General features: G+C 62.7%; 7 protein-coding genes. 2 read left to right on the top strand and 5 right to left on the bottom strand.

Annotated elements, in window-relative coordinates; translation table 11 throughout:
* Positions 1-19 precede the first annotated feature (19 nt).
* Entirely contained in the window at positions 20-958 is a 939-nt protein-coding gene (locus AC3WWH_RS05285; protein ID WP_057250367.1) for a DMT family transporter, read from the bottom strand.
* 429 nt (positions 959-1,387) lie between these two features.
* Between AC3WWH_RS05285 and pepN the strand changes: the two genes are divergently transcribed.
* Both pepN and AC3WWH_RS05275 read left to right on the top strand, forming a co-directional pair.
* On the top strand, positions 1,388-4,036 hold the full coding sequence (gene pepN / locus AC3WWH_RS05280; protein WP_058320290.1) for an aminopeptidase N: 2,649 nt from the start codon (positions 1,388-1,390) through the stop codon (positions 4,034-4,036).
* Positions 4,037-4,305: 269 nt separating this feature from the next.
* Positions 4,306-6,636 carry a PAS domain-containing sensor histidine kinase gene (locus AC3WWH_RS05275; protein ID WP_057250371.1) on the top strand — a complete coding sequence of 777 codons (2,331 nt, stop codon included), beginning with the start codon at positions 4,306-4,308 and terminating at the stop codon, positions 6,634-6,636.
* Between the two features lie 88 nt (positions 6,637-6,724).
* Here AC3WWH_RS05275 and AC3WWH_RS05270 read toward each other — a convergent pair whose 3' ends face one another.
* From AC3WWH_RS05270 to AC3WWH_RS05255, 4 genes are all read right to left on the bottom strand, one after another.
* Positions 6,725-9,679 (bottom strand): bifunctional [glutamine synthetase] adenylyltransferase/[glutamine synthetase]-adenylyl-L-tyrosine phosphorylase, encoded by a 2,955-nt coding sequence (locus AC3WWH_RS05270; protein ID WP_058320291.1) that lies wholly within the window; start codon positions 9,677-9,679, stop codon positions 6,725-6,727.
* Positions 9,680-9,763: 84 nt separating this feature from the next.
* Positions 9,764-11,170, bottom strand: coding sequence for a sensor histidine kinase (locus AC3WWH_RS05265; RefSeq protein ID WP_057250375.1), 1,407 nt, complete (start codon positions 11,168-11,170; stop codon positions 9,764-9,766).
* Positions 11,167-11,865 carry a response regulator transcription factor gene (locus AC3WWH_RS05260; RefSeq protein WP_058320292.1) on the bottom strand — a complete coding sequence of 233 codons (699 nt, stop codon included), beginning with the start codon at positions 11,863-11,865 and terminating at the stop codon, positions 11,167-11,169. Before AC3WWH_RS05260 ends, AC3WWH_RS05265 begins: the two co-directional genes overlap by 4 nt.
* Before the next feature lie 251 nt (positions 11,866-12,116).
* The gene (locus AC3WWH_RS05255; RefSeq protein WP_058320293.1) at positions 12,117-13,676 is read right to left on the bottom strand and encodes a Do family serine endopeptidase; all 1,560 of its coding nucleotides are present in this window, start codon (positions 13,674-13,676) and stop codon (positions 12,117-12,119) included.
* Positions 13,677-13,958 lie beyond the last annotated feature (282 nt).

Raw genomic sequence — 13,958 nt, 5'->3', positions numbered from 1 at the left:
GCGAACTCGCGCTTCGTCCTCAGCCCTGCGGCGTCACGTGCTTGCGGGCGCCCCTGCGCTCCAGCCCGAGCCGATGTTCGCGGAAGATGATGAAGATGCCGGCCCCGACGACGATGGCGGTGCCGATCAGCATGGTGGCCGTCGGAACATCGTCGAACAGAAAATAACCGATGATCAAGCCGAGCACGATCGACGTGTATTCGAACGGCGCGATCGTCGACATGTCGGCATGACGATAGCTCTCAGTCAAAAGGATCTGCGCGACGCCGCCGCAGAAGCCGGCGACCATAAGCAGCAGGAAGGCTTCGCGCGAGATCGACGGCCAGCCGAAGGGCAGCGTCGCCAGCGAGAAGACCGAGGCCGACAGCGAGAAGTAGAGCACGATCGTATGGGTCCGCTCGTTCTTGACGAGCTTTCGCACCAGCACCATTGCCACCGCGCCGAGAGCCGCCGAAACCAGCACCGCTGCGGCGCCCAGCGCCTCCAGCGAACCGAAGCCGCCTTCGCGGAAAAGGGTCAGCCGCGGCCACGTGATGATCATCACGCCGACCAGCCCGATGACCACCGCCGACCAGCGATAAAGCCGCACCGTCTCGCCAAGGAAAAGTGCCGCGAAGGCGACGGCGATCAGCGGCATGGCGTAGCCGATGGCGATCGCTTCGGGCAGCGGCAGATGCACGAGGCCGTAGAAGCCGAAGCTCATTGCGAGAATGCCGACGAAGCCGCGGGCGATATGGCCGGTGAAATCCTCTGTCTTGAAAGCATCGCGCAACTGTCCGCGGAAGGCGAGATAGCCGAGAATGGGCACCATGGCGAAGGCCGAGCGGTAGAAGGTGATCTGGCCGGTGGCCATCTCGTTTCCGGCGGCCTTGATCAACGTCGACATGCAAACGAAAATGACGACGGAAAGGACCTTGAGCAGGATCCCCTTCATCGGGCTTTCGACTTCCGCATCCATTGAGGGCACTTTTCGAACAGCCTCCGCCGGCGATCAGCAGACACGAGGGCTGGTTTGGAGATTTTTAGGCGGAGAAACCGCCACAGGACTTCGTCACCTTAGCGACGCTCGGCAAGAAAGTCGGATCAAACTTCGTGATGAATGACGTTTTTTCTTGATCGATTGCCGTTCGGCAAAACGACGTCGAGCTTTTCTTTAGCTGCCGCGAAAAAAACCTTTCCAATTCATGTCTTGTTAGTCCCACTTCGGTACACGTCAATCCGATAAGGGAGCGGGAAGACCTTCGGGAAGCCATGCCTTTTCTGTCGAAAGTGCGGTCGCCGGCATCACAATCGTGTGGCATTATCCGACTTTTCGCCCCTTGGCCTTTTCACCATCACAGGCGCCCACTACAAATTCTCCAGTAGAACGGCGCAAGCGGGACTGACCATGCGGACAAATACTGGCCAGATCATTCATCTGGAAGACTATCGGCCGACCGACTTCGTTCTGGAGAGAGTGGATCTGACCTTCGAGCTAGACCCGAAGGAAACCAAGGTCGAAGCCCGATTGATCTTCCATCGTCGCGAAGGCGTCGACGCATCGGCGCCTCTGTTGCTCGACGGTGACGAGTTGAAGATGACCGGCCTGCTGCTGGACCAGGAAGAGCTCGCAACCGCCCTCTACGACGTTGCCGACGATACGCTGACCATCCGCGGCCTACCGGAAACCGCACCCTTCGAAATCACCATCACCACGCTGCTTTCGCCTGATACGAACACGCAACTGATGGGGCTTTACCGCACCAACGGCATCTACAGCACCCAGTGCGAGGCCGAAGGCTTCCGCCGCATCACCTATTTCCCCGATCGTCCGGATGTGCTTGCCGTCTACACGGTCAACATCATCGCCGACAAGGCGTCCGCTCCCCTCCTGCTGTCCAACGGCAACTATCTCGGCGGCGCCGACATGGGCGACGGCCGCCATTTCGCCGCCTGGTTCGACCCGCATCCGAAGCCGAGCTACCTCTTCGCGCTCGTCGCCGGCGATCTCGGCGTCGTCGAGGATACGTTCACGACGATGTCCGGCCGCGAAGTCGCGCTGAAGATCTATGTCGAGCACGGCAAGGAGCCACGCGCCTCCTACGCCATGGACGCGCTCAAGCGCTCGATGAAGTGGGACGAAGATGCCTTCGGCCGTGAATACGACCTCGACATCTTCATGATCGTCGCCGTCTCCGACTTCAACATGGGGGCGATGGAGAACAAGGGTCTCAACGTCTTCAACGACAAATACGTGCTCGCCGATCCGGAAACGGCGACCGATGCGGACTACGCCAATATCGAGGCGATCATCGCGCACGAATACTTCCACAACTGGACCGGCAACCGCATCACCTGCCGCGACTGGTTCCAGCTGTGCCTCAAGGAAGGCCTGACGGTTTACCGCGACCACGAATTTTCCGCCGACATGCGCTCGCGTGCGGTCAAGCGCATTGCCGAGGTGCGGCACCTGAAGTCGGAGCAGTTTCCCGAGGACGCCGGCCCGCTGGCCCATCCGGTGCGGCCGACGAAGTATCGCGAAATCAACAACTTCTATACGACGACCGTCTACGAAAAGGGCTCGGAAGTCACCCGCATGATCGCGACGATCCTCGGCCGCGATCTGTTCAAGAAGGGCATGGACCTCTATTTCGACCGGCACGACGGCCAGGCCGTCACGATCGAAGATTTCGTCGCCTGCTTCGAAGAGGCAAGCGGCCGAGATCTCCGCCAATTCGCGCTCTGGTACCACCAGGCCGGAACGCCGCTGGTCACCGCTTCTGGCGCCTATGACGCGGCCAAGCAGACCTTCACCTTGTCGCTCGAGCAGACCGTGCCAGCGACGCCCGGACAGGGCGCCAAGGAGGCGATGCATATTCCGCTGCGCATGGGTCTGCTGCTTGAAGGCGGCAGCGAAGTCGACCTCTCCTCGGTCTCCGGCGCCGACTTGACCGGCGACGTCCTGCACCTCACGGAGCGCAAGCAGACGGTGGTTTTCTCCGGCATCCCGTCGCGCCCGGTGCCGTCGTTCAACCGCGGCTTCTCCGCGCCGATCAATCTGCATATCGAGCAGAGCGCCGAGGACCTCGCACTAATCGCGCATCACGAAAGCGACCTCTTCGCCCGCTGGCAGGCGCTCAACGCCATTGCGCTCAGCAACCTGGTCGAGGCCACGGCGAATGTCCGCGCCGGAAAGCCGGTCGTTTGCGACACGGCGCTCATCGACGGCCTGGTCCGTGCGGCCGCGGATGACACGCTGGAGCCCGCCTTCCGCTCGCAGGCGCTGGCGCTGCCGAGCGAATCCGATATCGCCCGCGAGATCGGCACGAACAACGATCCCGACGCGATCCACGCCGCACGTCAGCAGATCCTGGTGGCCGTTGCCGCTGCCGGACGCAACACCTTCCTCAAGTTGGCCGAAGACCTCGTTTCGTCAGGCGCGTTCAGCCCGGATGCTGCGAGTGCAGGCCGGCGGGCGCTGCGCAACAGCGCCCTCACCTACCTCGTCCAGGGCGATGAAGGGCCGGAGCGCGCCGCCAAGGCCTTTGCCGCCGCCAACAACATGACCGATCTCAGCCATGCGCTGGCGCTGCTCGCGCACCGCTTTCCGGATGCCGCCGAGACCTCGGAAGCGCTTGCGACGTTCCGCAAGCGTTTTGCCGACAACGCACTCGTCATCGACAAGTGGTTCGCCGTCCAGGCGACGATCCCCGGCGCCGCAACGCTCGATCGCGTCAAGGCGCTGATGGCCGAGCCCCTGTTCAATGGCAACAATCCCAACCGCGTGCGCTCGCTGGTGGGCACCTATGCCTTCGCCAACCCGACCGGCTTCAATCGCGCCGATGGTGAGGGCTACCGCTTCCTCGCGCGCCAGATCCTCGACATCGACCCGCGCAACCCGCAGCTTGCGGCCCGTATCCTCACCTCGATGCGTTCCTGGCGCTCGCTGGAGGACAAGCGCGCCGGTCATGCCCGCAAGGCCTTGAAGGAGATTGCCGGAGCGTCGAAACTTTCGGCCGACGTCGGCGACATCGTCGAGCGGATGCTCAAGGCCTGAGTCCTAGAGCATCCGGCTTCAAGTGGAATCACTGCTCTAGAATCAAAGTGCTAGAGCGTCCTTTGTGCGTTCATCTGAACGCACTGCGCTCTGGAACTCATTGATTTTGTTTAGGGCCGGGCCGCTCACGCGACCCGGCCTACTATTTCCCAACGATAAGAAATGGTTAACAAATCTTTACCAACGCCTCTGGACAAGGCGAATCGCCCTGTGATTCATTGAGTCAGATTCGGGCGAGCGGCGCGCCGAATCATCAGAGGGTTTTCAGATTGGGAAAGATGGCGGACGCGCGACAGGCGAGCGCAGCCGACGGGCGGTTGCGACTCAAGTTTCCGGGGCTTGCCGGCCGCCTGGAGCAGGAGTTTATCTCGCAGGCGAAGATCTTTGCCGGACCGACCTCGCGGCGTCTGGCGAGCGCGGAGCCCGTTCTCAAGCGTTCCATCCCGATCCTCATCATCGCATTCCTGATCATCGTCGCGGTCTCGCGCATGTCCAGCATCATGGACGAGCACGCCCGCATGGAAGAGAGTTCGCGCCAGACGGTCGGGCTCGCGGCCGCCATCGCGGTTGCGGCTTTCCAGACGGACGGTGCAGCCCTTTTTGACGAGGGCCGCCGCGCGGACGCGGAACAACGTTTCAGCCAGTATCTGCCAACCGGCATGCTCGATCCCGGCACATTTATCCTTGCGGTCCGGAAGGATGGCCGGATCTTCGCAAGCACCCAGGAAGGCGGACCGCTCATCGGCCGGACGCTGGCGGCGGTCGCGCCGGATATCGCGACGCTGCAGTATTTCGGCGAGCATTCCAGCGTCATGAAGACACCGATCGTCGGTGTCGACCATATCGTGGCACTGGCGCAATTGCCCGATGCGGCCGGGGTGGTGCTGGCCGCGACGCCGATCACCCAGCTAGAAACGACCTGGCGCGACGAGGTGTCACTCAACGTTACGCTCTTTGCGGGCATTTCGGCGATTCTGCTGATGGTGCTTTACGCCTACTACATTCAGGCCAAGCGGGCCCGCGACGCGGATTCGGTCTTTGTCGAATCCAACCTGCGTGTCGAGACGGCGCTGTCACGTGGCCGTTGCGGCCTCTGGGATTTCGACCTTGCCAACCGTCGGCTGTTCTGGTCGCGGTCGATGTACGAGATGCTCGGCATGCCCGGCGAGAGCAGCGTGCTCTCCTTCGGCGACGCCGCGCGGCTGATGCATCCCGATGATCGCGGCATCTACGGCGTGGCACGCACCATCGCGCGCGGCGACGCGCGCCAGATCGACCAGGTTTTCCGCATGCGACATGCGGATGGCCACTATGTGTGGCTACGCGCCCGCGCGGAAATCATCCGTACCGTTTCCGGGCGGGCGCATCTGATCGGCATCGCCATGGACGTCACCGAGCAGCACCGGCTTGCCCAGCGCTATGCCGAAGCGGACCAGAGGCTCGCCGACGCGATCGAATGTACGTCTGAGGCCTTCGTCCTTTGGGACAAGCATGACCGCCTGGTCATGTGCAACACCCACTTCCAGGAAGCCTACAAGCTGCCGGATCACGTGCTTGTTCCGGGCACCGAACGCATTGCCGTGCAAACCGCGGCAGCACGCCCCGTGGTCGAACGGCGCATCGCCGATCCTGACCGTAGCAACCAGTCGCAGACGAGCGAGGTTCAACTTGCCGACGAACGCTGGCTGCAGATCAACGAGCGGCGCACGCGCGACGGCGGCCTCGTTTCCGTCGGCACCGACATCACGCTTCTGAAACGCCACCAGGTGCGCCTGCGCGAATCCGAGCGGCGTCTGATGGCGACGATCGGCGACCTTTCGGCGTCACGCATGACGCTGGAGCGGCAGAAGACCGAGCTTTCGGTCGCCAACTCCAATTACCAGGCGGAAAAGGAACGCGCCGAAGCGGCGAACCGCGCCAAGTCGGAATTCCTGGCGAACATGTCGCATGAACTGCGCACGCCGCTCAACGCCATCCTCGGCTTCTCGGAGATCCTGCAGAACCAGATGTTCGGGCCGCTCGGCTCGGAGAAATACAACGAATACTCGCGTGACATCCACGAGAGCGGCAAGCACCTCTTGAACGTCATCAACGACATCCTGGACATGTCGAAGATCGAGGCCGGGCACATGCGCATCAGCCGCGAGAGGATCGATCTGGCGCCGTTGATTGAAGAGACGCTGCGCTTCACGACAATCCCGGCGGAGCAGAAGAACATCCGTGTGGTGCAACAGATCTCGTCGGGCCTCACCATGGTCGCCGATCGACGCGCCATGAAGCAGGTGCTGCTCAACCTGCTTTCGAACGCCGTCAAGTTCACCAACAATGGCGGGCGCATTTCGCTTCGAGCGCGCAAGGTGACCGGCGCCGTGACACTGACGATCGCCGATTCCGGCATCGGCATTCCGCGCGACGCCCTTCAGAAGATCGGCCAGCCTTTCGAACAGGTGCAGAGCCAATATGCCAAGAGCAAGGGCGGATCGGGCCTCGGGCTCGCGATCTCGCGCTCACTCACCCGCCTGCACGGCGGCAGCATGAAAATACACTCGACGGAAAACGTCGGCACCATCATCTCGGTTAGAATCCCCGACCGCGCCTGAAGCGGGATCAGGAGAAGTGCGAACGGTTTCCGCTCGCATCCCGCTCAGCATATTGATCGCGATGATTTAACGCGTCAGTGAACGACGCTCAGCCTGAAACCACCGATTGGAAAACGCGCCGCACCGCCTTCGACAGCCGGCGGATGTCTCCCTCCAAAGTTTTCAGGTCCGGATAGTCCCCTGCCCGGCAGACGAGATCGATCAGCCCGGCCGGCGCCTCCTTCGGCTCGAACTCTCCCTCGATGCACAGCCGCACGATCTGCGACAACTCGGTAAAGAGGTGCAGCGCCTCCAGGGCGACATCGAGATCGTTAGGGTTCATCAAGGCGTCGCCGAGCAGCTTCAGCGCATCGCCGGTATTGGTGCCGGCGGTCAGCGGCTGAACGCCCTTCGCGGGCGCGACGAGCGCCAGGTACTGGCTGATGAACTCGATATCGACGAGGCCGCCCGGAATGAGCTTGAAATCCCAGATGTCGCTCGGCGGCTTCTCACTATCGATCATCTCGCGCATGGAGATCACGTCGGCACTCACCTTGGCAACATCGCGCTTGCGGCCGAGGATTTCGGCGAAGATCGCATTGGCCTCGGCAATCAGCTTGTCGTCGCCACAGATGCAGCGCGCCCGGGTCAGAGCCAGATGCTCCCAGGTCCAGGCCTCTTCGCGCTGGTATTTGGCGAAGGCGTTGATCCTTGTGGCGACCGGCCCCTTGTTGCCGGAAGGGCGAAGCCGCATGTCGACCTCGTAGAGAATGCCTTCGGCGGTCGGCGCGGAAAGTGCCGCGATCAGGCGCTGCGTCACCCTCGTGAAATAGCGCGTCGGGTCCAGCGGCTTGGTGCCATCGGACTCGGTTGCCGCCTCATCGTAGTCATAGAGCAGGATCAGGTCGACGTCCGAGCCCGCGGTCAGCTCGTGGCTGCCGAGCTTTCCCATACCGACAACGGCGATGCGGCCGCCGGGGAAATCGCCGTGCACGGAGCGGACTTCGTCCTGCACCGCCTTCACCGCCGCGGCGATGATCAGGTCGGCGAGATCGGTAAAGGCGCGGCCCGCCTGGGCACCCGATATGGCGCCGGTCAAAAGCCGGATGCCGATCAGGAAGCGCTGCTCGGCAGCGATGATGCGCAGGCGGTCGAGCACCTCCTCATAGTGCCGCGCGCCGCCGACGAAGTTGGCGATGCGCGGCGCGAGGTAGTCCCGGGTCGGCAGTTCGGCGAGCAGGCCCGGATCGAGCATGCCGTCGAAAACATGGGGACGCGCGGCGATGATTTCGGCAAGCCGCGGCGCCGACGACATGACGTTGACGATCAGTGACAGTAGGCCCGGATTGTTGCCGAGCAGCGAAAAGAGCTGGATGCCCGCCGGTAGGCCGGAAATGAAATTATCGAACCGCAGCAACGCTTCGTCGGCCCGGCGGCTTTCGCCGAAGACGCGCAGAAGCTCCGGCGTCAGCTCGGTCAGCCGTTCGCGCGCTTCCACCGATTGCGTCGCACGGTAGCGGCCGTAATGCCAGGTGCGGATCGTATGGGAGATGTCCGACGGCCGCTGGAAGCCGAGCTTTCGCAATGTCTCCAGCGTATCGGGGTCGTCGCGCTGGCCAGTGAAGACGAGGTTGCCGGTCTCGGTCGAGAGCTTGGCCTCCTGCTCGAAAAGCTGCGCGTAGCGGCGCTCGACGGTTTTCAGCACGCGCGACAGCGCCTTGGAGAAAGCGGCCGTGTCCTCGAAGCCGAGCATATAGGCGATACGCTTCAGCTCCGCCTCGGTCTCAGGCAGGACGTGGGTCTGCTCGTCGCGCACCATCTGTATCCGGTGCTCGACATCACGCAGGAACCAATAGGCCTCGACAAGTTCGTCGGCAGTCTCCTCGTCGATCCAGCCGGCCTTGACGAGGACCCGCAGCATCGGTTCGGTCGCGCGCTGGCGCAGCTCCGGCATGCGGCCGCCGGCGATCAACTGCTGCGTCTGCACGAAGAACTCGATCTCGCGGATGCCGCCACGGCCAAGCTTGATGTTGTGCCCCTTGACCGCGATCTCGCCATGCCCCTTGTGCGCATGGATCTGCCGCTTGATCGAATGAATGTCGGCGATCGCCGCATAGTCGAGATACTTGCGGAAGACGAAGGGGACCAGCTCGCGCAGGAAGCGCTCGCCGCTCTCGATATCACCGGCCACCGGCCGCGCCTTGATGAAGGCGGCCCGTTCCCAGTTCTGCCCCCTGCTCTCGTAATAGAGCATCGCCGCTTCGACCGGGATCGCGAGCGGCGTCGAGCCCGGGTCCGGCCGCAGGCGCAGGTCGGTTCGGAAGACATAGCCGTCGCCGCTGCGCTCCTGCAGGATGCGGATCAGGCGGCGCAGCAGGCGGCCGAAGGTTTCCGAGGCATCATCGCGATCGACGATGATGCCGGATTGCGGATCGTAGAAGACGACGAGGTCGATGTCGGAGGAGTAGTTGAGCTCGAATGCGCCGAGCTTGCCCATGCCGAGCACGACGACGCCGGAACCGACACTCGGGCAGGCGACATCCTTGACGATCAGCTTGCCGCTCTCGTGCGCGCTCAGCAGCAGGTGATCGATCGTCGCCGAAACGGCAGCACCGGCAAATTCGCTAAGCCAGCGCGTGGTTTCGCGGCCATCGAAATGCCGGGAGAGATCGGCAAGCGCCACGGCGAAGGCAAGCTCGCGTTTGGCTCTCCGCAGCCGCGCCATGATCTCCGTGTCCGGCAGAGCGGCGCCTGAGGCGTTCGGCTTCCAGGCGTCGCGGGCGCGCCGCACCCGCTCGGTCAGAAAGGTCAGGAGATCTGTGGACAGCAGCTCTTCGAGAATGGCTGGCTGGCTGCCGCCAGTGTCGCGCAGGAAAGGCGAAAGCGCAAAAGCGGACACCACAAAGGTCTTGAACGGGCTTTCGCAGGCCAGCAGTTTTGCGATCTGGTCGTGGCCCTTAGCCATGTCCTTCAGCACCGAATGCGCTGTCTTGGCATCGGCCTGGGTTGCAGGACGGATCGGCGCCGTCTCGATCTCCCAGCACTGCTGCACCTGTTCCTGCATGCCCTCTCCCTTCCGCTGCAGCGGGTGTGGCGGAACAACCGCGCACACATTCCTCATACCGCCTCTTCTCCGGGAACCGGTCTATCAGGTTGCAGCCATCGGGAAAACCATTTGCACGGTCAGACCCTTGCCACCGTCGCCGGCCGCGGGCTCGGTATCGGCAAGACGCAGCGAGCCGTGATGCGTCTCCATGACCGCCTCCACCAGCGACAGGCCGAGGCCCGTGCCCGGTTTGGACCGGCTCTCATCCAGGCGAACGAAGCGCTTCACCACCTCGTCATGCATTGCTGCAGGTATGCCAGGGCCATGATCGGCGACAGACAGCAGCACATACCCATCGCGCTTTTCCAGAGAGACCTTGATCAGCGGATTGTCCGCACCGTCAGCATATTTGATGGCGTTGTCGATGAGGTTGCCGAGGGCCTGTCCGATCAGTTCGCGGTTGCCCGATATCCCGACGTTCTTGATAACCTCGGCTTCGAGTTTCAAGCCGACATCCTCTGCAACGGGCTCGTACAATTCGACGCAATCGGAAACGATCTCAGAAAGGTCGACCTCGCTCATCTCGGCCGCGGACGAGCCGGCCTCGACCCGCGAAATCATCAAGAGAGCATTAAAGGTCCGGATCAGTTGATCGGACTCGCCAATGATCTCCTCGAGCGCGCCGCGCTGGCTGGTTCCCTTGCGGGCAAGTGCGGCTTCCGCCTTGTTGCGCAGGCGCGTCAGCGGGGTCTTCAAGTCATGGGCGATGTTATCGGAGACTTGGCGCAGACCTTCGTTCAACTTCTCGATGCGGCCGAGCATGGCATTCAGCGATTCCGACAGCCGATCGAACTCGTCGCCGGAGCCGCTCATCGGCAGGCGCTGCGAGAGATCGCCGGCCATGATCTTGGTGCTCGCCTCCGACATGCGGTCGATACGCTTCAAGGCGTTGCGGCCGATGCCGAACCAGATGACGAGCGCGCCAAGCCCCATGACGCCGAGCGCCACCATCAGCGCCTGACGCACCAGCGCGCGAAACTTCTGCGGCTCCTGCAGATCGCGACCGACGAGAATGCGCAGACCATTGTCGAGCACCAGCACGTGGGCGAGCGCCACATGGCTGTCCTTCTTCGTCTCGTCCGTATAGCGCTGATAGGCGAAGGGACGTTCGGTCCAGCCTTCGCTATCAAGCAGTCCCGGTTCGAGGCTTGCGACGTTGCCGGCAAGAATCTCGCCGCTCGGCCCGGCAATGACATAGAGATTTGCGCCCGGCTGACGCGCGCGGCGTTCAAGCGAGCGCAGAAGACCGTTCATGCCGGCGCGATTGTAGACCTGCTCGATCTGCGCCACTTCCGCGGTCACGGCATCGCGGGTCTGCTGCTGCAGCAACCGCTCCGACATGCCGGTGACATAGAAGACGAGGAAGGCCGCACAGAGCGAAAAGAGGATGAGGTAGAGGGCGGAAAGCCGAACCGCGGTCGTTCTGAAGAGAACGCGAAGCTTGCTCATGCGGGCGCCCGGTCATCCTTGATCATGTAGCCGGCACCGCGCACGGTGCGCAGCAGAGGTACATCGAAGTCCTTCTCGATCTTCGAGCGCAGCCGCGAGACATGCACGTCGATGACGTTGGTCTGCGGGTCGAAGTGATAGTCCCAGACGTTTTCCAGCAGCATGGTGCGGGTGACGACCTGGCCGGCGTTCTTCATGAGATATTCGAGCAAGCGAAACTCGCGCGGCTGCAGCGGGATCTCCTTGCCCTGGCGGCGGACGGAATGCGACAGACGGTCGAGTTCGAGATCGCCGACGCGGTAGACCATGTCCTGCTCGGGCGTACCCTTGCGGCGGCCAAGCACCTCGACACGCGCCAGCAGCTCGTTGAAGGCATAGGGCTTTGGGAGATAATCGTCGCCGCCCGCCCGCAGGCCCGTGACACGGTCGTCGACCTGCCCGAGCGCCGAGAGGATCAGCACCGGCGTGTGGATATCCTTGCGCCTGAGTTCGGTGATCACAGACAGGCCATCGCGGCGCGGCAGCATGCGATCGATCACCAGAACATCGTAGCTGTTCTCGCTGGCCATGAAGAGGCCGCTCTCGCCGTCGCTGGCGTGATCGGAAACGATGCCTGCTTCACGGAAGGCTTTCGCCAGATAGGCTGCCGCCTCGAGATCGTCTTCAATGATGAGAATCTTCATACGCGCGACCATAGTCCCGGACCCCTATCTGTCTCAACCGGTTTCGGCTTTCCGACAACCGGCCAGACAACCGGATTGGCGAATGCCCTCGATCACGGAAGCATCGGTCGGATGGACCCAAAATCATCGTGATCGATTTTCGTAAGTGAGAGCGAGATGCGGGTGGAAAACCGCACACACCTTCTTCATCCCGCTCCAAACGACGAGCGCCGCGAAATCACTTGGAAATCGCGGCGCTCCGGTCAATCATTTGACTGCCGCGATCAGCCCTGATCGATCGGAAGGGCCACGAAGCGGCTACCGTTCTCGGCCTCTATCTGGAAGAGCGCCTTGCTGCGGCCGTCCTTCTTGGCAGCGTTGATGACCTTGAGGATATCGTCGGCAGACTTCACCTCCTGATTGTTCACGGAGACGATCTTCTCGCCCGTCTTCAGGCCACGGTCGCTGGCATCAGAGTCCTCATCGACCGAGGCGATGGTGACGCCCTTGCCGTCGTCGGACGGCACGACGGTGACACCGAGGTCAGCCAGCGCCTGTTCGCTCGAAGGCTGTGTTTCTTCGGACTGGTCGTCCTGGCTCTTGGCTGCTTCCTTGTCATCCTTCGGCAAGGTACCGATTTCCAGCTTCACGCTTTCGGACTTGCCGTTGCGCCACAGCGCGAGGTCGACGGTCGTGCCCGGGTGGATTGCGGCCACCTTGCGGGCAAGATCACGCGGATCCTTGACCGTGTCGCCATTCAGAGCGGTGACAACATCGCCCTTCTTGATGCCAGCCTTTTCACCGGGAGAGCCGGCCTGCGGCTCGACGACGAGCGCGCCGCTTGCCTCAGCCAGGCCGAGCGATTCGGCGATGTCCTTGGTCACCGGCTGGATCTGCACGCCCAGCCAGCCGCGGGAAACCGAACCATCCTTGATCAGGTCGGCGACGACGTCCTTGGCGGTAGCTGCGGGGATAGCAAAGGCGATACCGACGTTGCCGCCCGACGGCGAGAAGATCGCGGTGTTGATGCCGACCACTTCACCGGAGAGATTGAAGGTCGGGCCGCCCGAGTTGCCGCGGTTCACGGCCGCGTCGACCTGCAGGTAGTCGTCATAGGGGCCGGAGCCGATGTCGCGGCCACGGGCCGAGATGATGCCCGAGGTCACGGTGCCGCCGAGGCCGAACGGATTGCCGACAGCGACGACCCAATCGCCGACGCGGACCTTGCTGTCGTCAGCCCAGCTGACATAGGTGAACTTGCGCTTGTCGTCGACCTTGAGCACGGCGAGGTCGGTACGGCTGTCCTTGCCGATCAGCTTGGCATCAAGTTCGGTGCCGTCATTGAGGATGACGGTGAAGGCCGCGCCGTCGGAAACGACGTGGTTGTTGGTGACCAGGTAGCCGTCTTCGGAGATGAAGAAGCCCGAACCCTGGGACGTCGGACGCAGGCGACCTTCGCCATGCGGGCCACGGCGACCCGGGCCACCGCGCTCGGCACGGTCATCGCCGCGCGGGCCGAATTCCTTGAAGAAGCGCTTCAGCGGGTGATCATCCGGCAGGTCGTCGAAGCCGCGACCGTTGAAATCGAAGGTGAAGTTGTTGCCCTCTTCGGAAACCGGATTGACGCGCGACTGGACGCGGACCGAAACGACGGCCGGCGAAACCGCCTCGACGACATTGGCAAAGCTCGGCACCGACGGTGCTTCCACCTTCACCGCTTCCGCAAAGGACTGGGAGACGCGCGCCGGCAGGCCGGAGGTCAGCATGACGGCGGCAAGGCCGGCAACCGTCGAGGCCTTCAGAACGGTCTTGAGGGAGGGACGCAGGGATTTGGTCGTAATCATCCGTTTTGCCTTTTCTCTTCCTGATGCGGCCTCAGCGGCTGCATCGAAACCTGGTTGCGATGTCCGCCTTCAGGGAGAGGCGGGCTCGTTTGGCTGACTGGAAGTCTAGCCGATGACGAAAGATGTAACGGATGGGACCTTACTGAGTTCTGTCCGGAAAATGAATTTTTGGTAATGTTCGGCGACAGCGAAGAGGGACACTGCTCAAGCCCGTTCCAAAGCGTGGGCCATCACAAATGGCTCCGCTCTCCAACCGGAGAGATCCCCAACGGTTTCAACATG

The sequence above is a fragment of the Ensifer sp. EB106-03-01-XG145 genome, assembly GCF_058792075.1.
This window is presented reverse-complemented; position numbering and strand designations above follow the sequence as displayed.

Excerpts from the sequence above, each read along its gene's own strand:
- AC3WWH_RS05260 (WP_058320292.1), bottom strand. The coding sequence starts at position 11,865 with ATGGTCGCGCGTATGAAGATTCTCATCATTGAAGACGATCTCGAGGCG.
- AC3WWH_RS05265 (WP_057250375.1), bottom strand. The coding sequence starts at position 11,170 with ATGAGCAAGCTTCGCGTTCTCTTCAGAACGACCGCGGTTCGGCTTTCC.
- AC3WWH_RS05270 (WP_058320291.1), bottom strand. The coding sequence starts at position 9,679 with ATGCAGGAACAGGTGCAGCAGTGCTGGGAGATCGAGACGGCGCCGATC.
- AC3WWH_RS05285 (WP_057250367.1), bottom strand. The coding sequence starts at position 958 with ATGGATGCGGAAGTCGAAAGCCCGATGAAGGGGATCCTGCTCAAGGTC.
- pepN (WP_058320290.1), top strand. The coding sequence starts at position 1,388 with ATGCGGACAAATACTGGCCAGATCATTCATCTGGAAGACTATCGGCCG.
- AC3WWH_RS05255 (WP_058320293.1), bottom strand. The coding sequence starts at position 13,676 with ATGATTACGACCAAATCCCTGCGTCCCTCCCTCAAGACCGTTCTGAAG.